Source organism: [Leptolyngbya] sp. PCC 7376, from assembly GCF_000316605.1.
In the GTDB taxonomy this organism is placed as follows: domain Bacteria; phylum Cyanobacteriota; class Cyanobacteriia; order Cyanobacteriales; family MRBY01; genus MRBY01.
The window spans coordinates 605,085-627,508 of record NC_019683.1 but is presented as its reverse complement, the minus strand read 5'-3'; the positions used below and the strand labels follow the sequence as shown (position 1 = coordinate 627,508).

The following is a 22,424-nucleotide window of genomic DNA, read 5'->3' as shown; positions in this document are numbered from 1 at the left end:
TTTGCTTTCCATCCAGTGAAATTCATCTATGCCTTCTATTGAATCTGTCCAACAGCTCTTAGCTTCTGAAACGTTTGGCGATCGTATCGCTGGTCTAAATCAGTTACGCGCTTTTGAGCCGAAGGAAGCATTTCCTCTCATTCAACCCCTCTTGAAGGATAAAGAAGCACGAGTGCGTTATGCCGCAGTGAGTCAGATGGATGCGGTTGGTGTGGGTTCTGAAGATGAAGCCTTAGTTCTATTAAGAGATTCCCTTAATAATGATTCGGAAATCGATGTGAAAGCTGCTGCTGCCGATGCGATCGCCGGTTTAAAAATAACGGAAGCCTATCCTGACCTCGAAGCGACCTATCGCTCTACTTCTGAATGGTTGCTGCAATTTAGTATTGTTGCTGCCCTTGGCGAATTAGGGGATCCTCGCGCCTTTGACCTACTTAAAGAAGCACTCCAATCCGAAAACGAACTGATCCGCACCAGTGCTATTAGCGCCCTAGGAGATTTGGGCGATCGCCGCGCCATTGATTTACTCATACCCTTTGTCGAAGACGACGACTGGCAAATCCGTTACCGTGTAGCCCAAGCTTTTGGCCGCATTGGTGGTGACGAAACCAAACCTTACTTAGAAAAGTTTGCGGCCGATGAACAAGCTGCCGTTGCCGATGAAGCAAAGCACCATCTCCAGTAGCTATGGAAGATTTTTGTCCATAGCTAGCTTGACAAGTTCAAAATCATTACGGCAATATATTTCACATTCGGGGCTATAACTCAGCTGGTAGAGTGCCACAATGGCATTGTGGAAGTCAGCGGTTCGAATCCGCTTAGCTCCATGCCTATAGCAAGCAAACGATGAATCAAGGCGTAGCATGACTAAGATGGCAAAACGAAGCAAGCAATCCTTCATTTTTGCTCTTTACAATCTTGATTTATGCAAAGAAACTGTTACTGAGAAGAAGGATGTAAAGGGGTTCAGTCGCCCCCAATATAGATTCTTGTCATGTTTCTGAAGTGAAAATCAATAATCTTGATATCTTTTATGCTTTCCCTCATGTTCTAGCTATTTTTAAATTTGAAATAATAGCGATTAATGAACGTTTAGCATTAACTGTTTTCAAGCAATGGTATTTTATAAATTCAACAAATGCCTAGAATATCCAGGCCGTATTTTCGTACCATAGATATGGACTCTTGACTGAGCTGTTAAGAGAATTCAGTTTTCCAAGCTGAGCCAATTGAAGCAATGATTTTAGAGCGATCAATATGCAATTTCAATGCTTAATGCCTTGGTGCTTTAAATTATGAAATCTCTAAATCAATTTTTGCTTATTTTTTCTCTGGTTATTATCAGCTCAATACCGATCAGTGCGTTGAATTTATATGAAGTTAATCAAAATTTAATTGCGAGTCGCAAACGTGAACTTGAATCCGTCATACGTTTTGCACGTTCTCAGGCACTGGTACATGTGCATAACCATGAAAAAGGTTTACTAACTAGGGAAGAAGCTGAAAATCGAATAGTCGAATCACTTGCTGCGATGAATTATGGCACTCGTTATGTGTGGGTAAACGATAATAATGCGATCGCCCGCGTGCATATTAGACCTGAGATTTCAGGAAAGTTTCAGACATCATATATCGGACAAATACACCAATTACAGAATGAAGACATCATCTTTTTCACCAGAGCAAATGTGAAGCCAGTTGAGGATAAGAGAGTGACAAAATTAAATGGCGTGACTAAACTTCCGGATTGGGATTGGGTCATTGGTTATGGAGCTTACATGGATGACATAGAAAATGAATTTTTAGACATTGCAGCTAAAACGATCATGCTTAATGTATTGATAGCCATGCTCATCTCATTGACCGCTTTATGTTTATTTAAGTTCAGGCCTCAAGCTGAATCCTCTTGAAATCCAGTGAATATTAACTTTGCCTAGCATGAGACAGAATAATTACAGAAAACAATTTATGCAAGACAGGTTGTTGTGGATGCGTTATTCGAGACAACTTGATCCTTCTAACAAGAAGTTTTTTCTGTATGGTATGACTCTGTCATTAGTGATTTTTTACCTAATCCATATTTTGGTTTTTTTTAATAGTAGAAGTAGACTCAACAAGTATGCTGATGATATCTTTTTTCAAACAGAACAACTTGATTTTCAAATCAAGCGTGGATTATCGCGTGCAAAATTAGTAGCATCCGAAATTTGCAGCGAAAATGATTTAGATATCCTGAGGAAAATACTAAATCAATACTACTATTTAGGTGACATTGGTAGAGTAAAAAACAATCAAATTATTTGCACTGTTAAAAAAGGTCTTTTAAAAGAGCCTATTAATCTTGAGGATAAGCCTTATAAATCTTCTAGTGATATTCTCTACTGGAATAACCAAAACGATTTATTTATTGACGAAAAAGAAGCAGCTATATTTACACAAGGTAATACAGCTGCTTTTCTTTCCACTAGTTTTTTAGCTGAAGTACATATTGATATTCAAACTCGAAACGGTTCTGGTGGGTATCTATATCTAAAAGACAATGAATACATCTTAAAAGTGTTTGACAAGATTATTGTTGCTGATCACATTTCACAAACACTTAAGAAAGAAGCCTCACTATATGACAGGCTACTCTTACCGGGGAGCTTGATTCATACTAAGCATTGCGAAGAGAACTCAGATATCTGTTTGATGACGATTATCAAAGGCGGCGGGGTTTTTCAGTTGTCTTATTTCTATATTGTCCTCATCAGTCTTCTAAGCATCATATTAGGTATGTCAGTAACATACGTATTAGTTGTGTTGCAAGGAGGCTTAACTGCTTTTCTAAAGAAGTTTCGTAAAGCAATCTATGCTGGAAAAATTTATCCTGTCTATCAACCCAAAGTGAATCTTTGTACTCATGAGACAATTGGTGTTGAAGTTCTTGCTAGATGGAATGATCCGATACTTGGTTCTGTTCGTCCAGATATATTTATAATCACGGCAGAGCAATTCCAGTTGATCAGACCCCTAACAGAACAACTGATCAAGCAAGTTTTTAGAGACTTGAATAGCATATTAGAAAGCAATCATAACTTTTCAGTTAGTATTAATGTGACTGCTAGCCTGATAATTGATGATGATTTTATCTCTTTTTTGAAAGATGAAGTATCTCAGTACAAATTCAACAATAAACAGCTAGTTCTTGAAATAACGGAGCGTACTACATCCAATCGCGAGGCAATGGCGAGAGCATCAAAGATTATCAAAAAAGATGGTTATCGTATTTCACTGGATGACTTTGGTACAGGTTTCTCAAATTTATCTTGGCTGACTACTTTCGAGCCAAATGAAATTAAGATAGATAAATTTTTCACAAATTCTATTGATACTGAGACGATTAATAGCATCACTCTGGATGGCATTATTAGTATGCTTAACCGATTAGATGTTGATGTGGTATTTGAAGGTATTGAAAAAGAAAATGAACTTAACTTTATTAAACTGAACATGCCTAATGCCATTGGCCAAGGTCGGTTATTCGGTATGCCTCAACCAATTGATGAGTTAGTTGCTTATTTAAGTAATTAACGTGAGTTCTGGATAAGGAAAGAAAACGAGAAAGAGAAAGTGCAGAAATTAAGTCTTCCTTGCTTTTTCTTTGTAATCATGCCCTTGACTCGGACGATTATGATGCGGCTCTACATGGGGAATCAGCGAGTGAGGCTTTTCTAAACCATGAGCTTCCATCATCGCTTTGTTGCCCATGACTTCGGTGGGGTCACCATCGGCAATAATGCGACCTTCATCAATGAGGACGATGCGATCGCATACCTCTAGCAAAAATTCTAGGTCGTGAGATGCCAGCAACATCGTTTGGTCGGAGTGCTGCAAAAACTTGATCAGGCGACGGCGGGTGCGCAGGTCGAGGCTAGCGGTCGGTTCGTCGTAGAACAGTACGCGAGGACCCATGGCCAGCAATCCGGCGATCGCCACCATTTGCTTTTCCCCTCCCGACAGATGATGGGGCGGACGTTCAGCCAAGTTTTCGATGCCCGTTAATTCTAATGCTGCTTCGACTCGCTCTTTGACCTCCGCATCTGATAAACCCAAATTTTGCGGGCCAAAAGCGACATCATCCCAAACAGAGGGAGAAAAAAGCTGGTCTTCGGGATCTTGAAACAGAAAGCCCATTTCGGGGTTGAATTTATTCGGTTCCACCGGCTTATTAAACAAGTGAATCGTACCTATGCTGGGCTTGAGCAGACCGCAAACCAACATAAAAAGAGTGGTTTTGCCGCAACCATTGTGCCCAATCAGACCAACCCGTTCACCCTCGCGGATGCTCAAATTCACTCCCGACAGAACGTTAGGAGTATCAGGATAGGAAAAGGAAATATCTCGGAGGGCGATCGCCACGGGACGCACCAATAATTCCTTGCGGGTCGGAATTTTAACAGAGGGGATTGTACTGGATGAAAACGAAGTCATAAAAACGTCAGAATTGACTCTCCGATAACAAGACTGAGGGCGGCGAGTAGGGTCAAAACAGTGGGTAAGACAGAACGAGATCCAATATGGCGAGACGCCGTAGTATAGGACAGATTTCCGCCATGGCCATCCCCTCGCAATCGCATCGCTTTGTAGACCCGCTGCGATCGCTCATAGCTCCGCAACAGCAAACTACCAAACAATGCCACCAACCAGCCCCATCGCCGCTGCAAGGTCTGATTTAGCAGTCCGTAACCTCGCAGTTGCATTGCCTGTCGCATGGTCGCAAGCTGATTGGCAATATCGAACAAATAGCGGTAGGTTAGCAGCGCCATATCCATCAGCAATGGAGGCAATCCCAGCGATCGCAATGCCTTCAGCATATCGAGGAATGGTGTGGTTCCCAGTAAAATAAAGCTTGTCGTCAGAATTGCGAAAAAGCGTCCCATAATTAGGATTGCCGTCTGTAAACCTTCTAATCGCAGGGTGAAAATCATCCACTGCCATAGGATGGTTTCACCTGCTACCCACGGCAGTAGTCCAACCATTGCCACAATAAAAATGCCAGGGTAAGACAACCGCTGCGAGAGATACCGCCAAGACAAACCCGAATATAAGAACAGCAAGGCAACGATGACCAACACTGCCGGAATTAGTGCCAAATGTCGCACCAAAGCGATGGCGAACATTAGTGTGAGCAAACTCAACAGCTTGGGTCGCACCGCCCAACGATGAATGGCCGATTTACCGGGAATAAAAATATCAGCGTGAGTGGCGATCGCCATTTAAACCCACCCAGTTAAACAACAAATTGAAGCTTGGGACATCCGATTCAACATAGATAGATCTACTTTTCCAGAAGTTCTGGTTTAACTTTTTGCAAAAAGAATACGAGTAGCACTGTGAAAATTCCCTCCAGTACAGCCACCGGAACATAGGCAATCATCAGCGCTGTAAGAAAACCCTGTTCTAATCCCTGATCAATTCCAGTAGGTATGGTGAGACTAATCAAACTGAAAAAAATGATAATAGCTAGCGTAGCGCCAGTGGCTCCTGACAAAAAACTAAACAGCCCCAGTGAGACTTTTGGATTGAGCTGCCTCGCAAATCGATAGTGAAGCTGGAAGATATATCCTGCCAACAAAGCTGGAATGCCCAACATTGACGCATTGACACCTAAAGTGATTAAGCCACCATGACCTAGCAAAACTGCTTGCAGCAACAACCCGATCAGAATCGCTGGGAAAGCATACCAACTCAATAGTGCTCCCAACAGACCATTCATTATTAAATGCACACTTGTCGGCGGTAACGGCAGGCTAATAGAGGAGCCAACAAAAAACGCGGCGGTCAATAAGGCGGCTTTGGGCACTTCTTCCCGTGGATCAGAAGCTTTATTAATCTGCTGCAATGAAAACCAGGTGACACCACCGGTGATCGCATATCCTGCGGCACAAACTTGGGCAGGAACAAAGCCGTCCGGAATATGCACTACTGTTTACCTCGCCAAAAGAAGAGCGCTGTACCCACAAAACCCCACGTCACTGATGCTGCGATAATCGTTCGCTGTAACGGATTAAGAGCAGCAGAATCAGAAAAATCTTCGGCAATAGTAACACCTGTTTCTGTGTCGTTTCCTTCTATACCGCCTGTATCAACAGGAATTACGGCAATGTCGCCATGACCTGCCTGCCGCACCGAAACTTCCCAATCCCCCGGTTGGTCGGGCACAAAAACAAACTGTCCTGCCTCATCTGTGATGCCAGTAAATACGGGTGTTTGAGGATCTTCAGGAGAATAGACCTGAACCTGTGCTTCGGCCATCGGTTCTCCATTATCGTAGCTAGCTTGAATTTCGATGGCAGAGGTAGTGCGTGACTGAATATGAGCACCATGAGCCAAGGCAATTAGGGGCGTTGTGATTATAGCGATCGCCGCCAATCCACTACCACCCTGAATACCCATTCGTATCGCTTGAGAAAATCGCTGCATCAATTAGTTATTGAGTTCCGTTTCGTTACAGTGACCTTCCCCGACGTGGCCGAGGCTTGGCAAAATACCCATCAGCGTATTGTATTCTTCCGGGGAAAGCTGTGCTTCTAGATCCGCCATCGTGACATCGAGCGTGCCATCTTGGGCGATCGCCGCCAGTGGTTCAAAGCCCAGTGCTCCGGTATTGATGTCATCGTCCGGAGCAGCTTCACCATCACCGAACAGGTGGTCAAAGTGGAAAGTCGCTTCCATTTCCGCGGTATCAGTATTTTCGAGAATGCCCTTGCGGCTATCTCCCACAAAGTCACCACAGACATATCTCAGCGTCGGGTCGAGCTTGAGGGCGAAGTTAATGGTTGCATTATCTTTGGTCGCAGTACCTTCCATCCAAAGAGTTTGACCTGCGGCGGGGCCATCTTCGGCAGGGATTATCTTCCAGGAGAGGGCATTGTAACGACCCATCGGCGCTTCAACGGCTTTGACTAAAATCGGTTCAGCATCAGCGTCACCTTCCGCCAAATCAATGGTTACAGGCTCATCAATAGTGACGGTTTCGGTCGCTTCTGGATTGCCCCCCGCTTCTGCATCAAACGGTGGATCGCTCTGATACGCAGTGACTTCATCCAAGGTGACGTAAAGGTGCTCAAAATCGATCTGCCAACCGTCTTTGGTAACGAAACCCTGTCGGACGAAATCCTCGCCGTTGGCAACAATGTTGAGTGTACCTGTGTCGCTTGCTGCCGTTGTGTTTTCTTCTCCAGAGGTCGTTTCGGGAGGCGTTTCGGGAGGGGTTAGTTCTGTGCCGCACGCAACAACCATGATGGGAAGGGTTACGACGATCGCCATGCAGGTTAAAAACTTGGGCTCTAGCATAGTTGTTTGCTCAGTACAGGACAAAAAAACTTGATTAGTCGATGTCTCATTCGTGAGATCGCGTCTCAATTACTCTACCTAAGATTTTTTCTAAACGCAGAGGCCCGAAACCTCTACTATCCGAGCTACTAAAAGAATTGTCTCCCACCACAAAATAACGTCCGTCATCAGTGACGTGGGAGACTCTTTTAATGATATAAACCCCGATCTTAAAAGGATGCAGCGCAAGAACGACATCCTTTGATTCCGGTGTTTTTTGTAAATAAGCGTCTAGGTTAACGAGCACCCTAGTACCATCGCGGTAGGTCGGGTACATACTGTCACCAGAAATCTGAACAATGAGGGTTCTTCAGCTTGCGGTGTACCACTCAACTTGGCGGCCTTTACTTGCCCAGAAAATCTCGTGGATTTTCTTCACGTCAGCCATAAGCTGTTCACAGTGTTCGAGGCTGCACTCTACCTTACAAGCAGAAAGATTTTTCGCTGCATTCCAGATCGTGGTGTGGAGATCGGGGTAAGTTTCGAGGTGCACAGGCTTGAAGTAGTCTGTCCAGAGAACGAGCAATTCATCTTTTGCAAGGGTGGCCTGTTCTTCTTTAATCGCAACGTAGCGGCTAAAAGTATTGTTGTACGCAACTAGCGCAGCTTTATCACCTGCAGCAGGAGGCTCAAGAGCATGTAGCTTTTTAGTCATGGAAACGACTGCTTCTGCGGCGATACGCATACTGGCAGGATCGTAAACGCCACAAGGACCGTCGCAATGTGCTTCGGCAGTTAGAACAATATTGTGATTCATGTCTGTAGTGCTCATTGGTATTGAACTAGATTTTTAATCTTATTACTATAGCGGTGCGCTGTAAAAAATTACTTACCGATATAGGTTAGGGGAATTTGAGGGGTAGCGCTATAGTTTGGTCTATTTGTTTAAACTTCGTACTCAAAGTATTTTTATTGCAAAATTGGGTAAATAATTTTCACTCGATTGTCACAGAATTTTTTACTGGCAGATGTATCGACGGTAAAGAGAACCCGGAATACCTTGTCTGGGTTCGGGTTGGCGGATACAGGTTGCTTCGGAGGGTAGGGTCGAAGTATTAATCATCCACAATTCAAAGTCTTGGTTCAGAGCATCTTTCACTTGGTCGAGCATCGGCGCAATATCCTCGGTGTCATGGTCAAGGACAAAAAAATGAGGCGTTCTGGGAATCTGTTTTTGGCGTAAGTCCCAAGCAATGCCCATTAGCATTCTGATTTCGGCGGCACGATGATCACGGGAACCGATCACCAAGGATTTATCGGTGGTATAGGTGGTCATGAGGGTAGTGAATGATTTGATATTTTCAGGTTTGCGATAGGCCGTGTCGAAATTAACAGCCAAGGAACCTACTAGCATTAAGGCAATGATGAGAGCAGTTGAGCGTTTTTTCTGTTGTTGCCAAAAATGCTCCAATGTTGTGGCGAACAGAAGCAATACGGCAGGGAGGTAGATAAATTGATAGCGAGGGGTGAGGCTAACGTCGAGTTTGCCAATATAGATAAGTCCGAGAAAGGTCAGTAGACTCGCACCGATAACGTTGAGAAGAATGCGGCTTTCCAGATTAGTGGTGACATTTCGGACAGCTCGAAACAGTTGTGGGCTCAGCCACAGAAATAGGCAGATAAAGGCGATCGCCGATGGAATGACAACGAATTGAGATTGAACTTCGAGGGGAAAGTTAAAGACCATTCCCCATAGCCAAAGGATGAGTCTGCCTACTGGGGCGATCGCCTCTAAACTCCAGCCATAATCTTTATTGAGCCAAGAGGTCAGTTTGCTATCGGAATTGCCTGACCATGCATCTAGCAAAATTAAAATGAGGGTCACATTCGCAAGTAGACCCACCATAATCCGTCGCCAAGGCGCGATAAATATTCGGGTCAAAAATGTTTTGGTATTTCTCAGAGGAAAAAGTGACCGCTGGACATCCTCAACATAGAACCGCAATAACACCAGTCCTTCTACCAAAATGTGCAACACCATAAAAAAATGGCTAGCAATGCCGAAGCCATTGACGACCAGCCAAACCACCAGCAACAAAAATGATGGCGATCGCCCTGTTTTTATCTCCCGAATGAGGGCAACGAGGCAACCTAGGGAAAGACTGACAAAAATTAAAGCCAAACTATAATGACGGGCTTCTTGGGAGAGATAAACCGCAAAGGGTGACAAGGCAATTACTAAACTACAAAAATGTGCCAGCCGCCTTGCTCGAAAACAAAACCACCCCAACCAAAATCCTAACGGAATTAATAGCGTCCCAAATAACGCACTCAGCGATCGCCCTACCCAAATCGAAATATATTGCTGATCTGTTGACCATAGGCGCAGCCAGAGGTGAGTCAACCAAAAATATAACGGTGGATGATTACTTTCACTCAGGAGGCTGCTCGTCACTGAGTTTAAGGAATTCGCTGCGTCAAACTTAACTGGGGCCAGCAAAGTTTCTGAAGACATCAACTGATCAAAGGGAATCCCTTTAAATCCTGAGCCCAAACTAAAGACCAACGTAGCCCATTCATCACCCCACATTGGCTTGAGTGTGAGATTACCAAACCGCAAACAAAAACCGATGGCCACCCACAGAATGAGTAGCCACCAGTCTTGCTTTGTTATTTTTTTCGTCACAATATCTAGCCGCAATGTTGCATCCCTAGATCATACAGAGTTCGTCCCTCTGTCAATCGGCGATCGCCCTATTGCTCTATGACAATTATTATCGCGAAATTTATTCTCCCTCTGGGACAAACTGTTCGTAGCTTCCACCAACACTAATCGCAGTGTTATAAAGCTCTGCATCAGTCAACGTTAAATCTTCCATCGATGCATCAACAACCAGAGTGTCATACATTTTTGCCGCAGTGAAATCAACGCGATCCAAACGGGCATTGTTGAGCACCGCATTAGTCAGAAATGCTTCAGTCATGTCAGCACCAGCAAGATTTGCACCCGTTAAATCTGCCCCTTCGAGGTTGGCATTGGCTAAATTCGCATAGCTCAAATTCGCGTCTCGTAGATCAGCACCAATTAAATGCTTACCGCTTAATTCCGCACCGATTAAATTACAGCCTTGGCAAGCACCAGTTTCTAATAAACGCGCAACATGGTCAGGATTTTCGGCCATCGCAGGCTTGGCGATCGCCAATGCAACCATTGCTACAGACAAGCTTAAAAATAAACGTTTCATTAGATATTACTCCTCATACTTCGTGATTTAACTTTTGGGGGATATTTGTATCTTGCCGAGTGTGACAAAAGACATCTTTCCCTTCACGACCGACTGCACTCATTCCCGAAATCACTCAAACGAAAAAATAAACGCTGCAAATTCCAAACAAACAAGTGCTTCTTGAGCTCACACTTTAATTATTTCACAACCCTAGAAGCTTTTCATACAAAGGACTTAAGACGTTACATTTCAATACTTTAAAAGGCATGATAAGCCTCAAACCAATCACAACAAATCTTTATAAAGATCTTCAGTTCATGTTGTTTACAAAAGACAAGTATTATGATGGCTGAATGATTAAACTTCTCTTATGTTGAGTGTTTATTGTGCGTGATTCTTCCCGTTCTTTTTCTCCGCCAGATCAGCATTTATCTTGGTATCAGATCAGTATTCAGAAAGTTTTAGGGCAGTTACAGGTTGACCCACAGCAAGGACTAGCAACAGGCACTCTCGAACAACGGCAAAAAATTTACGGCAGCAACGAAATTGAAGAAGGTCATGGGCGATCGCCATGGGAGATTTTGCTCGATCAGTTTAAAGACATCATGCTGATTATGCTGATTGTCGTGGCGATTATTTCTGGAGTTTTAGATTTTATTGAATTACGCAATGGTGGGCTTGATGGCTCATTTCCGTTTAAAGATACGATCGCCATTTTGACCATTGTGATCATCAATGGTGTGCTGGGATTTGTTCAGGAAAGTCGCGCCGAAAAAGCCCTCGCCGCTCTCAAAAAAATGTCTTCGCCTTCAGTGCGCGTTTTACGGAATGGTCAGGTACAGGAAATCGACGGCAAATCAGTTGTACCCGGCGATATCGTTTTTATTGAAGCAGGTAGTCAACTCTGTGCGGATGGTGTGTTGCTAGAAGCGGCAAATCTCCAAATTCGCGAATCGGCTTTAACTGGTGAGGCGACTCCTGTCGTTAAAGCGGTAAATGTCGAGGGATTGCAGGGAGAAACGAGTCTGGGCGATCGCCTCAATATGGTGTTTACGGGAACTGAGGTTTTAAAAGGTCGCGGCAAATTTGTAGTGACGGCAACGGCGATGACGACAGAGCTTGGCAAAATTGCCACTATGCTCCAAAACGTCGAATCGGAAGCAACGCCTTTGCAAAAAAGGATGGCGCAACTCGGCAATGTTTTAGTGGCAGGTTCCATTGCCATTGTGGTGTTGGTCGTTATTATTGGTTGCTTGCAAGTTGGAAATCTCAGTCGCCTAAAAGAATTAGTAGAAGTTTCGTTGAGTATGGCGGTGGCCGTTGTGCCAGAAGGATTGCCCGCTGTAATTACGGTAACCTTGGCGATTGGGACGCAGCGAATGGTGAAACGCAATGCTCTGATCCGCAAATTACCGGCCGTTGAAACCCTCGGTTCTGTCGATACGATTTGCTCAGATAAAACAGGCACGCTTACCCAAAATAAAATGGTGGTGCAGGAAGTGGAAACCCTCGACCATGCCTTTCGGGTGACGGGGGAAGGTTATGCGCCAACGGGTGAATTTATCCGACGCGGTGAGGCGATCACCCCCGAAAAGTATGCGGCTCTCCAACAGCTTTTATTAGGATGTCTCCTGTGCAACGACGCCAATCTCGGCAAAGATTCAAATGAATGGCGAGTGATTGGCGATCCAACTGAAGGCGCTTTACTGGCTTTGGCAGGGAAAGGCAATCAGCATTACGCGGAGATTCCTAAACAATGGCGGAGATTAGGAGAATTTCCTTTTTCGTCCGAACGTAAACGGATGAGTGTCATTGGCTCAAGCGCCGATAATTCCAAGTCCTACGAATTATTCTGCAAAGGTTCTCCTGAAATTATTCTGGAACGATGTCTGCAATACCAAACTGATAGTGGCATTCAACAACTAGAGGCAGGCGATCGCCGAGAAATTCTCCAGCGCAACGAACATTTAGCCCAACGAGGACTAAGGGTTCTCGGATTTGGCTATCGAAATTTATCTGAGATGCCCACAGCCCAAGACTCAAACACTGCCGAAAAAGACATGATTTGGTTGGGTTTAGTGGGAATGCTTGATGCTCCCCGCCCCGAAGTTCGCGATGCGGTGGTCAAATGTAAAGCGGCTGGCATTCGTCCCATTATGATTACCGGCGACCATCCCTTCACTGCTAAGGCGATCGCCCAAAACCTAGGCATTGCCAATACAGAGACAAAAACCCTCACCGGCATTGAACTCGAAAAGCTCTCCCAACCCAAACTCGAAGCCGCCGTCAAGGATGTCAATGTCTATGCCCGCGTTTCTCCAGAACACAAACTCAGAATTGTCCAAGCTCTGCAAACTAACGGCCGTTTTGTCGCGATGACAGGCGATGGCGTTAACGATGCCCCAGCTTTAAAAAAAGCCGATATCGGGATTGCCATGGGCATTACTGGCACAGATGTCAGCAAAGAAGCCAGTGATATGGTTTTGCTCGACGACAACTTCACCACGATTGTGGCAGCAACTGAAGAAGGGCGTGTTGTATTTACTAATATCCGTAATTTCATCAAATATATTTTGGGCAGTAATATCGGCGAAGTTCTGACCATCGCAGCAGCGCCCTTATTGGGATTACCGACTGTTCCCCTTAGTCCTCTTCAAATTCTCTGGATGAACCTTGTCACCGATGGTGTGCCCGCCCTTGCCCTTGCCCTCGAACCAGCAGAACCCGATGTAATGCAGCGCCGTCCTTTTAGCCCTCAGGAAAGCATTTTTGCAAGGGGTCTTGGATTTTATATGGTGCGCGTTGGCATTATCTTTGCCATTATCACTATTTCTCTAATGATGATTTCCTTTAATCACCCAGAACTTGGTATTGACCCCGACAGTTGGAAAACAATGGTGTTCACAACCCTTTGTCTCTCCCAAATGGGCCATGCGATCGCCGTCCGTTCACAAACCCGTCTCACCCTAGAACTAAACCTTTTCCGTAACCCTTACCTCATTTGGGCGGTCACCGGCACTACATTGCTGCAACTCTCACTGATCTACGTTGCACCCATCCGCAACTTTTTTGAAACTCAGTATCTTACCCTAACCCAACTCGCCATTTGTCTCGGCTTCAGTACCCTGATGTTTGTTTGGGTTGAACTCGAAAAACTATTTTTTCGCTGGTTTTTGTCAAAAAGACAAGCAAAATAGCTATCAAGGATACATTGTAAATAAATGAGAATTCTGTATAGAGATTATCTTTTTTGAGGGAATGCCTTGAGTAATATTAGGCCGTTAGACCTATAGATAAACCTATGACTGGAAACGAAGCACGCGTTCAAGCCATTCAGCAAATTACAAGCCGTACGTCTGTTGGTTGTGGTGGTGGCCCTTCTTCCCTTGACGAAATTTGGGCAACGAATGTATTTGACCTGAGTAAAATGCAGGCTTGTCTTCCTAAGTCTGTTTTTAAGTCTATTAAAAAGACAATTACAACAGGCGAGAAACTTGACCCATCCATTGCTGAGACTGTAGCAACAGCAATGCGCGATTGGGCAATTTCGAAAGGCGCCCTTTACTACGCTCACGTCTTCTACCCAATGACAAACTTGACGGCAGAGAAGCATGATGGCTTCATCTCCCCTCAAGGTGAAGGTAAAGTTATTTCCGAATTTTCTGGCAAGTTGCTAGTACAGGGTGAACCAGATGGTTCTTCTTTCCCTAACGGTGGCATTCGTGACACGTTTGAAGCCCGTGGTTACACTGCTTGGGATGTGACTAGCCCTGCTTACATCATGGAAACAGAGAATGGGTCTACCCTCTGTATTCCAACTGTTTTTGTATCTTGGACAGGCGAGGCACTTGATAAGAAAGTACCTCTTCTTCGTTCCATTGCTGCGATGGATGAAGCTGCTGAGCGAGTTCTGAAGCTACTTGGTCACACTGATGTGGCTCGCGTCAACTCCAGCTGTGGTGCTGAGCAAGAGTATTTCCTTATTGACTCAAACTTTGCTTATCAGCGTCCTGATCTGATCCTCGCTGGTCGTACGCTTTTCGGTAAAGCACCTGCGAAGGGTCAGCAATTTGATGATCATTACTTCGGTGCGATTCCCGAGCGTGTTCAGGTTTTCATGCAGGATGTTGAAATCCAACTCTACAAGCTTGGTATTCCTGCAAAGACGCGTCACAACGAAGTTGCGCCTGGTCAATTTGAGATTGCGCCAGTATTTGAAGCGGCTAACGTGGCCAGTGACCACCAGCAGCTCATTATGACAACCCTCAAGGCCACTGCGAAGAAGCATGGCTTTATGTGTCTCCTCCATGAGAAGCCTTTTGCGGGCATCAATGGTTCTGGTAAGCACGTGAACTGGTCTGTGGGTAACCCCACCCAAGGTAATCTCCTTGATCCTGGTGATTCCCCTCACGAAAACGCTCAATTCCTCGTTTTCTGTGGTGCTGTAATCCGTGGTGTACACAAGTATGGTCCTTTGATGCGCGCAGTGATTGCGAACGCAAGTAATGACCACCGCCTTGGTGCGAACGAAGCACCTCCAGCAATCATGTCTGTTTACCTCGGTTCTCAGCTTGAGGAAGTGTTTGAGCAAATCAAGACTGGTTCCGTCGCTGATTCTAAGAAGAAAGGCGTGATGGATCTCGGTGTCGATGTGCTACCTGCCCTCACTAAGGATGCTGGCGATCGCAACCGTACTTCTCCTTTTGCCTTCACTGGAAACCGTTTTGAGTTCCGTGCAGTAGGTTCTAGCCAATCTGTTGCGGGTCCATTAATCGCCCTCAATACTATGTTGGCTGATTCTTTGAGCTGGATCGGCGATCGCCTTGAAGCAGAACTTGCGAAGGGTCTTGAAGTTAGCGATGCAATCCTCACAGTTCTCAAAGAAGTGATGGAACAACATGGTGTCGTCATCTTCGGTGGCAATGGTTACTCCGAAGAATGGCACAAAATGGCGGTGGAAGAACGAGGACTCAAGAACCTCCCCACCACTGCGGATGCTCTCCCTTGGCTCAAGGATGAAAGCATTGAGGAACTCTTTAAGAACACTGGCGTGTTGACCCCTGTCGAACTTGAAAGTCGCTTCGAGGTTTACGCAGAACAGTACATCATGTCTATTGATGTGGAAGCTAAGGTTGTGGCTGATGTGGCTAAGACCATGATTTACCCTGCGGCAGTTACTTATCTTTCTGAGCTGGCTGATACTAGTGCGAAGCTCAGCGGCATGGGTATCTCCCTCGACAAATCCATCGCTGAAACTGTTGCTGGTCTCGCGAATGATCTCGTGGCTTCTGCGAACAAGCTTGAAGCGGCGATCACCAAAGAAGATTTCGCATCTACCGAAGATCACATGCAGTACGCAGCTGGCACACTTCGCCCCATGATGGACGAAGTTCGTGGCTTTGCAGATTCCCTGGAAGGTATCGTTGCAGACAGTGCATGGCCTCTACCTACTTACCAAGAAATGCTCTTTATCAAGTAATTTCTAAAGTTAAGGCGACTTACAGTTCTTTAATTTTATAAAGAAGTAAATCTCTCCAACATGCTTGGGGAGATTTTTTTATGGAGATCTTGACCAAATCCTCTCGGGCAGATGGCGAAATGAGGCAGGGCGTTTATAATCCTTGGAGACAACATACTTTACAAAACTTCATGGATGCAAAAACGATTGTCTTCTGCGACTTCGATGGCACAATTACAACCGTTGATACTTTTGGGGATGCCTTAGCGAAATTTGCACCTGAGGTTTCTGCTGATATTCTCCCGAAGCTTTATTACCGTGAGATGACTCTACGAGAAGGAGTACGGACAATCCTCGAAGCGATTCCATCTGAGAAATTCCCTGCATTTGTTGATGAGATAAACGATAAACCCACACGTCCTGGTTTTAGTGAGTTTTTACAATTTCTAAGCGATCGCCAAGTACCTTGTTATGAATCTTATGGTATGTCGTTGAATGGTTATACATCTTCTTCTTAACCGCTTGACAATTGAGGTTGATTTGTCAGCCACACTATAATTGCAGTCTTTGTGTAGCATATTTGTAATTGCCATTGTATATTCTACTTTGTTTTTTGAGATATGGGAATCGTCAAATGTCCTCACTGCATAGATCCTGCTTGATTTTAGGTGCGAAATTTATCAGAGTGGGATAGGTACTACATGCCCATTTTCCGTCTCTTTTTGCTTGGCTATTGCCAAGCAAATCATAGATAACAACTTTTCATTAACAGGAGTTGTTAGTGAAATGCTTTGTATTGTGTTAGAGACGACAAATAACTATTGAAAATATGAAAAAGGTGGCACCCAGATTCGAACTGGGGGATGGAGGTTTTGCAGACCTCTGCCTTACCACTTGGCTATGCCACCGAGCCAACGATTAGCTATCATAGCAAAGCTTTTGTCCAACTACCAACTATTTTTTCGACATGGAAGTTATCCCTGCTATCGATTTGCTCGGCGGTCAATGTGTGCGTCTCTACCAAGGGGACTATGATCAAGCCCAAGTGTTTAACGATAATCCTGCTCAGATGGCAAAAACGTTTGCGGAGCAGGGGGCAACTCGTCTTCATGTTGTGGATCTTGATGGTGCAAAAGAAGGGAAGTCGGTAAACCTCGATGCGATTAAAAGTATTGCCGCAGCACTCGATATTCCAGTGCAGGTTGGTGGTGGTCTCCGCAATGTTGCAAGTGTGGAACGCCTATTTAATGTTGGTGTTGAGCGGGCAATTATTGGGACAGCGGCTGTCGAAAATCCTGAGCTAGTTACTGAACTCTGCCAAAAATATCCCGGACGAATTGCAGTGGGAATTGATGCCCGTAACGGTAAAGTTGCGACAAAAGGTTGGCTCGAAACATCTGAAGTGATGGCAACAGATTTGGCTCAACGGATGGCGACTCAAGGTGTTGCGGCAATTATTTACACTGATATTCACCGCGATGGCACGATGTCTGGCCCGAATATTGAAGCGTTACGGGAGTTGGCATCGCAAATTGAAATTCCTGTGATTGCTTCCGGAGGAGTGAGTTCTCAGAGTGATCTAGTTAATTTAGTTGCCCTTGAAGCAATTGGTGTCACTGGCGCCATTGTTGGGAAGGCTATTTATACGGGTGATGTGAATTTGGCAGAAGCTGTTAAGGCTGTGGGTTCTGGTCGTTTGCAGGATGTTTTGTCTAATGACGGTACGGCGATCGCCTAGGATTCATGCTAAATTTGTCCGATAAATAAAAGGGTGATGGAACAAACTGGTTCATTTCTGAATCTCGAATGTTCACATCAGGTGCATAAAAACTTGATTGTTACGCTCCTTGTTGATTTCTAGTGTATTTATGTTTAGACCTTTGCAAAGGTTAGGCAGACATCCTTGGTTGGTATCGGTTTTTTTGTGGCTAGCAATGCTGGCTCCAGCCCAAGCAGCGGTTGATATGCGCATTGCGGTCTCGAAATCAGCACCTAGAGTGCAGGTTGGTAGTTCGACCAATGCCCTTGTGAAAAATGGTCGCGGCCAGCTTCTCGGCGAGATTTCGGCGATGAGTGCTTTTTCTGTGAATAGACAGGGAAATCAGTTGGCGTTCGATCGTTGGCAGGCTGGTGAACTTTGGGTCGAGCCAAAAAATGGCGGTTATGTCTGGATTGGCGATCGCTGGTACCGAGGCAAAACTCAAGTGCGCATCAACAATGGTGGTGTAATTGCCATTAACCATGTGGACTTGGAAGAATACTTATATAGTGTCGTTGGCGCGGAAGCGATTCCTAGTTGGCCACAGGAAGCCCTCAAAGCTCAGGCTGTTGCTGCTCGTACCTATGCCCTTAAGAAGCGCGCGGAGAATAGTCGTAACCTCTATGACCTAGATACAACCACTGCGAACCAGGTTTATAAGGGTTTAAACAGTGAATACAGCACCACTCATGAAGCCGTTAAAGCGACAACGAACCAGGTGATGACTTACAACGGCGATGTTATCCTTGCTGTTTTCCATTCGTCTTCTGGTGGACATACTGAAAATGTCGAAGATGTGTGGACCAGACCCTTGCCTTATTTGCGGGGAGTGGTGGACTATGACCAATCTGCTCCGGTGTACCAGTGGGGCAAAAACATCTCTGCTAGTCGCTTAGGTCAGCTGATTGGTGGTGTGGGCACAGTAAAACAAATTATTCCTCAGCGTAAAACCCCCCAAGGTCGGATGGTCTCCGTCAAAATTGTGGGCGATCGCGGCACAAAAAATATTAGCGGTGACCAACTCCGTAAACTACTTGATCTACGCAGTACACTCATCAGTGCAACGATCCAAGACGGCAATGTATACATTTATGGCAAAGGCTTTGGTCATGGTGTCGGTTTGAGCCAATGGGGAGCCAATGGCCTTGCCCAGCAAGGCATTGATTACCAGCAAATCCTTGCCCATTACTACCAAAACGTTAATATTGCGAAGATTTTAAAGTAACAATTAGGCATGCAGGAATTGTTTTAGTCTTTGCTGTTTGTTAACTGAAATCCAAAACTTGAAATATGCTCATCCTCCAATATGTCATCTGAGTAGTTTATTTAACCTTATGAAGCCAATGTTCTATAAGGTTATCCTTCGGGATTGGGGAGGTCAGTATCAAGTCTGAAGAAATACTAGTAAAATTCAACTTGAACTATGCCAATACAGATAAACTATCTAGAATTCGTTTGGCTTATAAAAACAAAGCCTTAAACCTCGACTTATGAAAAAAGCTTTAATCACCGGAGTAACAGGTCAAGATGGCTCCTATCTCGCGGAGTTCCTTCTCAAAAAAGGCTATGAAGTACATGGCATTAAACGTCGTGCTTCTCTGTTTAATACTGATCGCGTAGATCACATCTATGAAGACCCACACTCTGAAAATAAGCATTTTGTATTGCACTATGGTGATTTGACAGACTCCTCAAACCTAACAAGAATCATTGAACAAGTTCAGCCTGATGAAGTGTATAACCTTGGTGCTCAATCTCACGTCGCAGTAAGCTTTGAATCCCCCGAATATACTGCTGATGTTGATGCCATGGGTGCTTTAAGACTATTAGAAGCCATACGTTTTCTTGGCTTAGAGAATAAGACTCGTTTTTACCAAGCATCTACTTCTGAGCTTTATGGCCTGGTTCAAGAGATTCCACAAAAAGAGACAACTCCTTTTTATCCACGTAGTCCATACGCTGTTGCTAAACTCTATGCTTATTGGATTACCGTAAACTACCGTGAATCCTATGGAATGTATGCATGTAATGGTATTTTGTTTAATCATGAATCTCCCCGCCGTGGCGAAACCTTTGTAACTCGAAAGATTACTAGAGGATTAGCAAATATTGCTCAAGGTTTAGATTCCTGTCTTTATCTAGGCAATATGGATGCACTTAGGGACTGGGGTCATGCAAAAGACTATGTACAAATGCAGTGGCTAATGCTTCAACAGGATGAGCCGGAAGATTTTGTCATTGCTACTGGCTCTCAATATTCTGTGCGACAATTTGTCGCATGGTCTGCTGCAGAACTCGGTATTACCTTGCGATTTGAAGGTGAAGGAATTGATGAACGGGGAATTGTCGATGCAATTGAAGGAGACAAAGCTCCAGCATTGAAGACCGGTGATTGTATTGTCGCCGTAGATTCTAGATATTTCCGTCCAGCAGAAGTTGAGACTCTATTGGGAGATCCAAGTAAAGCGAAAGAGAAACTAGGCTGGGTTCCAGCAATATCAACACAAGAAATGTGTTCAGAAATGGTAAATGCTGATCTTAAAACAGCTCAACGCTATGCATTTCTCAAAATGCATGGCTATGAGACTCCAATTTCTCGTGAAAGTTAATTTAGCACTATACTTTTTTGATACCGGCTATGCTCACTACAAGATAAAGTGGTGAGCATAACTTTATGAAAACCATATAGAAGTAGGCTATTTCTCTGATCGTAAGTGTCTTCTCACATGAAAGAATACATGTCTATCTCTTTTCCAAGAGTAATTTATGTCTGATTAGATATTGGAATACATGTCACTTATTTAACAAGCCAAGAAAATATGTCATTTTTGTCGTTAGTAAACACGCAGACTTTTCGAGATCTTTTACCTTCAGATGTCAAGCACTACATTGAACTCTTGCAGGTATTAGTGCAGCGAAACTTAAAAGTCCGATATCGAGGTTCCATCTTGGGGATTTACTGGTCTTTATTAAATCCTCTGATTATGACCAGTCTTTATACAGTTATCTTTGGTGCTACTTTTGCTGCATATTACCAAGACTCGATACTGAACTATGTTCTTGCGGCATTGACTGGATTGATTATTGTCAACTTTTTCTCTGCTTCTACTTCTCAAGCCTTATCAAGCATAGTTGGAAATGGCGCACTTCTTAATAAAATTCGCTTGCCAGTAAGTGTTTTTCCTCTATCGATGATAGTCGCCAACATTTTTCAATTTGTCATGGGAGCTTTTCCCCTACTTGCTATTGTTGCTCTATTGAAATCCCACCATTTAATAAATGTTTTGGCGATTTTTCTTCCATTTATTGCTCTCATATTTTTCTGTACAGGTGTCGGTTTTTTAGTGAGTAGCTTATATGTATTTTTCCGCGATTTACCTTATTTTTATGAGCTAGTTGTTTTTGTTCTATGGATTAGTAGTCCTGTTTTTTACCCCGCAGAAATTGTCGCGCCAAAGATCCGACCTTTCTTGAATATCAATCCTTTATCTATCATCATTGAAAGTCTCAGGCAAATCACTTTATCTGGAGATTTTCCTGATTTGAATTTGATGATAAATGCTCTTCTTGGTGGTATACTTTCTTCTGCATTCGGATGGCTATATTTCCGACAAATGCGCTCTCGATTTATGGATTTACTATAGATACATAGTCACTTATGCAAGAAGCAATTCGTTTAGATAATGTGCATCTCTGGCGTAGAACCCAAGAAGAGTTTTCTTATGATTTAAAGAAAACTGTTCTTTCTATTTTTGAAGGTAAATACACTCAGCCAGCAAAAAAACTTATTTTAGATGATGTAAATCTTGTTGTTGAAAAAGGAGAAAAAATAGGTATTATCGGCAGCAATGGTGCTGGTAAATCGACGCTACTTAAAGTTATTTCAGGCATTTTGCAGCCAACAACTGGAAAAGTGCGAGTCCGCGGTGATATTGCACCATTAATTGAACTGGGAGCTGGATTTGACGCGGAAATTTCAGTGTATGACAACATACTCCTATATGGCGTAATGCTTGGCTTTTCGCGCTCAGAAATGAAGAATAGAATAGATTCTATTCTTGACTTTGCTGAGCTTAAGTCATATCGGTACATTCCTGTTAAAGGACTGTCTTCTGGGATGGTGGCACGTCTTGGGTTTGCGATCGCCACGGATGTAAAGCCTGATATTCTCATCTTGGATGAAGTATTGTCAGTTGGAGATGAGAGCTTTAGACATAAGTGCCAAAAGCGTATGGATGATTTTTGGGCTTCTCACGTCACCATACTTGTTGTTTCGCACTCAATGGACTTTATCAAGCAATCATGTGATACAGCTATTTGGATTGATAAAGGAATCATCAAACTCATTGGTCAATCTGAAGATGTTGTAGACGCATACTTGGAGAATATTGACTGAGTGTGATAACTTCTAGATGATTTGGATGAAGATTCTCTAAAACTATATGAGCAAGAAAGATGTATTCTTTCGATACTAATAAAATGGTATATTTTGTGGCAAGAAAGATTGTGAAAGGCTAATGTAGTTAAAAGTGCTATCTGTATTTTGTCTAAAAAAAATATTTCTATTCACCTAAAGCCATAGAGCAGATTATGCCTCTTTGCAATTGATTTTCAAGTTGGTTTTTATGAGAATATTCGCAAAGAATATTCTCTAGATTTTGAA

At 43.9% G+C, this 22,424-nt stretch carries 20 protein-coding genes and 2 tRNA genes; 12 read left to right on the top strand and 10 right to left on the bottom strand.

Annotated elements, in window-relative coordinates:
• The first annotated feature begins 28 nt into the window (after positions 1-28).
• The 4 genes from nblB to LEPTO7376_RS02790 all read left to right on the top strand — a co-directional run bounded on the left by nblB (position 29) and on the right by LEPTO7376_RS02790 (position 3,573).
• Positions 29-685, top strand: a complete 657-nt coding sequence (gene nblB / locus LEPTO7376_RS02805; RefSeq protein WP_015132768.1) for a phycobilisome degradation protein NblB — start codon at positions 29-31, stop codon at positions 683-685.
• Between the two features lie 69 nt (positions 686-754).
• Positions 755-827, top strand: a tRNA-Ala gene (locus LEPTO7376_RS02800).
• Between the two features lie 468 nt (positions 828-1,295).
• Positions 1,296-1,910, top strand: a complete 615-nt coding sequence (locus tag LEPTO7376_RS02795) for a cache domain-containing protein (protein ID WP_015132767.1) — start codon at positions 1,296-1,298, stop codon at positions 1,908-1,910.
• 133 nt (positions 1,911-2,043) lie between these two features.
• Positions 2,044-3,573, top strand: coding sequence for an EAL domain-containing protein (locus tag LEPTO7376_RS02790; protein ID WP_160148365.1), 1,530 nt, complete (start codon positions 2,044-2,046; stop codon positions 3,571-3,573).
• A gap of 48 nt (positions 3,574-3,621) precedes the next feature.
• Here the strand turns inward: LEPTO7376_RS02790 and LEPTO7376_RS02785 are convergent, their stop codons facing one another.
• The 9 genes from LEPTO7376_RS02785 to LEPTO7376_RS02750 all read right to left on the bottom strand — a co-directional run bounded on the left by LEPTO7376_RS02785 (position 3,622) and on the right by LEPTO7376_RS02750 (position 10,562).
• Complete coding sequence (locus tag LEPTO7376_RS02785; RefSeq protein WP_015132765.1) at positions 3,622-4,473, bottom strand: energy-coupling factor ABC transporter ATP-binding protein; 852 nt, start codon at positions 4,471-4,473, stop codon at positions 3,622-3,624.
• Positions 4,470-5,258 (bottom strand): cobalt ECF transporter T component CbiQ, encoded by a 789-nt coding sequence (gene cbiQ, locus LEPTO7376_RS02780; RefSeq protein ID WP_015132764.1) that lies wholly within the window; start codon positions 5,256-5,258, stop codon positions 4,470-4,472. The genes LEPTO7376_RS02785 and cbiQ overlap by 4 nt, the downstream gene beginning before the upstream one ends.
• 62 nt (positions 5,259-5,320) lie before the next feature.
• On the bottom strand, positions 5,321-5,965 hold the full coding sequence (cbiM, locus tag LEPTO7376_RS02775; RefSeq protein ID WP_015132763.1) for a cobalt transporter CbiM: 645 nt from the start codon (positions 5,963-5,965) through the stop codon (positions 5,321-5,323).
• Positions 5,965-6,438, bottom strand: a complete 474-nt coding sequence (locus tag LEPTO7376_RS02770) for a carboxypeptidase-like regulatory domain-containing protein (protein WP_015132762.1) — start codon at positions 6,436-6,438, stop codon at positions 5,965-5,967. Before LEPTO7376_RS02770 ends, cbiM begins: the two co-directional genes overlap by 1 nt.
• A 30-nt stretch (positions 6,439-6,468) precedes the next feature.
• Positions 6,469-7,338 carry a hypothetical protein gene (locus LEPTO7376_RS02765; RefSeq protein ID WP_015132761.1) on the bottom strand — a complete coding sequence of 290 codons (870 nt, stop codon included), beginning with the start codon at positions 7,336-7,338 and terminating at the stop codon, positions 6,469-6,471.
• A gap of 46 nt (positions 7,339-7,384) precedes the next feature.
• On the bottom strand, positions 7,385-7,669 hold the full coding sequence (gene sodX / locus LEPTO7376_RS28840) for a nickel-type superoxide dismutase maturation protease (protein WP_071880668.1): 285 nt from the start codon (positions 7,667-7,669) through the stop codon (positions 7,385-7,387).
• A gap of 18 nt (positions 7,670-7,687) precedes the next feature.
• A complete protein-coding gene (gene sodN, locus LEPTO7376_RS02760; RefSeq protein WP_160148364.1) occupies positions 7,688-8,149 on the bottom strand; it encodes a superoxide dismutase, Ni in 462 nt (153 codons plus the stop codon).
• A gap of 186 nt (positions 8,150-8,335) precedes the next feature.
• Positions 8,336-10,003, bottom strand: a complete 1,668-nt coding sequence (locus LEPTO7376_RS02755; protein WP_015132758.1) for a hypothetical protein — start codon at positions 10,001-10,003, stop codon at positions 8,336-8,338.
• A gap of 100 nt (positions 10,004-10,103) precedes the next feature.
• The gene (locus tag LEPTO7376_RS02750) at positions 10,104-10,562 is read right to left on the bottom strand and encodes a pentapeptide repeat-containing protein (RefSeq protein ID WP_015132757.1); all 459 of its coding nucleotides are present in this window, start codon (positions 10,560-10,562) and stop codon (positions 10,104-10,106) included.
• Positions 10,563-10,930: 368 nt separating this feature from the next.
• Between LEPTO7376_RS02750 and LEPTO7376_RS02745 the strand changes: the two genes are divergently transcribed.
• The 3 genes from LEPTO7376_RS02745 (at position 10,931) to LEPTO7376_RS02735 (ending at position 16,520) form a co-directional block, all read left to right on the top strand.
• Positions 10,931-13,741, top strand: coding sequence for a cation-translocating P-type ATPase (locus tag LEPTO7376_RS02745; RefSeq protein WP_015132756.1), 2,811 nt, complete (start codon positions 10,931-10,933; stop codon positions 13,739-13,741).
• 104 nt (positions 13,742-13,845) lie between these two features.
• A complete protein-coding gene (locus LEPTO7376_RS02740) occupies positions 13,846-16,023 on the top strand; it encodes a glutamine synthetase III (protein WP_015132755.1) in 2,178 nt (725 codons plus the stop codon).
• A gap of 80 nt (positions 16,024-16,103) precedes the next feature.
• Positions 16,104-16,520, top strand: a complete 417-nt coding sequence (locus LEPTO7376_RS02735) for a hypothetical protein (RefSeq protein WP_015132754.1) — start codon at positions 16,104-16,106, stop codon at positions 16,518-16,520.
• A 318-nt stretch (positions 16,521-16,838) separates the two neighbouring features.
• Here LEPTO7376_RS02735 and LEPTO7376_RS02730 read toward each other — a convergent pair.
• Positions 16,839-16,910, bottom strand: a tRNA-Cys gene (locus LEPTO7376_RS02730).
• 59 nt (positions 16,911-16,969) lie between these two features.
• Here LEPTO7376_RS02730 and hisA point away from each other — a divergent pair.
• The 5 genes from hisA to LEPTO7376_RS02705 all read left to right on the top strand — a co-directional run bounded on the left by hisA (position 16,970) and on the right by LEPTO7376_RS02705 (position 22,157).
• Positions 16,970-17,740, top strand: a complete 771-nt coding sequence (gene hisA, locus LEPTO7376_RS02725; protein WP_015132753.1) for a 1-(5-phosphoribosyl)-5-[(5-phosphoribosylamino)methylideneamino]imidazole-4-carboxamide isomerase — start codon at positions 16,970-16,972, stop codon at positions 17,738-17,740.
• Positions 17,741-17,870: 130 nt separating this feature from the next.
• Positions 17,871-18,986 carry a SpoIID/LytB domain-containing protein gene (locus LEPTO7376_RS02720; RefSeq protein WP_015132752.1) on the top strand — a complete coding sequence of 372 codons (1,116 nt, stop codon included), beginning with the start codon at positions 17,871-17,873 and terminating at the stop codon, positions 18,984-18,986.
• Positions 18,987-19,251: 265 nt separating this feature from the next.
• Positions 19,252-20,370 carry a GDP-mannose 4,6-dehydratase gene (gmd, locus tag LEPTO7376_RS02715; RefSeq protein WP_015132751.1) on the top strand — a complete coding sequence of 373 codons (1,119 nt, stop codon included), beginning with the start codon at positions 19,252-19,254 and terminating at the stop codon, positions 20,368-20,370.
• 210 nt (positions 20,371-20,580) lie between these two features.
• Positions 20,581-21,405, top strand: a complete 825-nt coding sequence (locus tag LEPTO7376_RS02710; RefSeq protein ID WP_015132750.1) for an ABC transporter permease — start codon at positions 20,581-20,583, stop codon at positions 21,403-21,405.
• A gap of 14 nt (positions 21,406-21,419) precedes the next feature.
• Positions 21,420-22,157, top strand: coding sequence for an ABC transporter ATP-binding protein (locus tag LEPTO7376_RS02705; protein WP_015132749.1), 738 nt, complete (start codon positions 21,420-21,422; stop codon positions 22,155-22,157).
• Positions 22,158-22,424: the final 267 nt, after the last annotated feature.

Coding starts and splice junctions, on each gene's coding strand:
- nblB (WP_015132768.1), top strand. CDS start 29: ATGCCTTCTATTGAATCTGTCCAACAGCTCTTAGCTTCTGAAACGTTT.
- LEPTO7376_RS02795 (WP_015132767.1), top strand. CDS start 1,296: ATGAAATCTCTAAATCAATTTTTGCTTATTTTTTCTCTGGTTATTATC.
- LEPTO7376_RS02790 (WP_160148365.1), top strand. CDS start 2,044: ATGACTCTGTCATTAGTGATTTTTTACCTAATCCATATTTTGGTTTTT.
- LEPTO7376_RS02785 (WP_015132765.1), bottom strand. CDS start 4,473: ATGACTTCGTTTTCATCCAGTACAATCCCCTCTGTTAAAATTCCGACC.
- cbiQ (WP_015132764.1), bottom strand. CDS start 5,258: ATGGCGATCGCCACTCACGCTGATATTTTTATTCCCGGTAAATCGGCC.
- LEPTO7376_RS02770 (WP_015132762.1), bottom strand. CDS start 6,438: ATGGGTATTCAGGGTGGTAGTGGATTGGCGGCGATCGCTATAATCACA.
- LEPTO7376_RS02765 (WP_015132761.1), bottom strand. CDS start 7,338: ATGCTAGAGCCCAAGTTTTTAACCTGCATGGCGATCGTCGTAACCCTT.
- sodN (WP_160148364.1), bottom strand. CDS start 8,149: ATGAGCACTACAGACATGAATCACAATATTGTTCTAACTGCCGAAGCA.
- LEPTO7376_RS02750 (WP_015132757.1), bottom strand. CDS start 10,562: ATGAAACGTTTATTTTTAAGCTTGTCTGTAGCAATGGTTGCATTGGCG.
- LEPTO7376_RS02740 (WP_015132755.1), top strand. CDS start 13,846: ATGACTGGAAACGAAGCACGCGTTCAAGCCATTCAGCAAATTACAAGC.
- LEPTO7376_RS02735 (WP_015132754.1), top strand. CDS start 16,104: ATGGAGATCTTGACCAAATCCTCTCGGGCAGATGGCGAAATGAGGCAG.
- hisA (WP_015132753.1), top strand. CDS start 16,970: ATGGAAGTTATCCCTGCTATCGATTTGCTCGGCGGTCAATGTGTGCGT.
- LEPTO7376_RS02720 (WP_015132752.1), top strand. CDS start 17,871: ATGTTTAGACCTTTGCAAAGGTTAGGCAGACATCCTTGGTTGGTATCG.
- gmd (WP_015132751.1), top strand. CDS start 19,252: ATGAAAAAAGCTTTAATCACCGGAGTAACAGGTCAAGATGGCTCCTAT.
- LEPTO7376_RS02710 (WP_015132750.1), top strand. CDS start 20,581: ATGTCATTTTTGTCGTTAGTAAACACGCAGACTTTTCGAGATCTTTTA.
- LEPTO7376_RS02705 (WP_015132749.1), top strand. CDS start 21,420: ATGCAAGAAGCAATTCGTTTAGATAATGTGCATCTCTGGCGTAGAACC.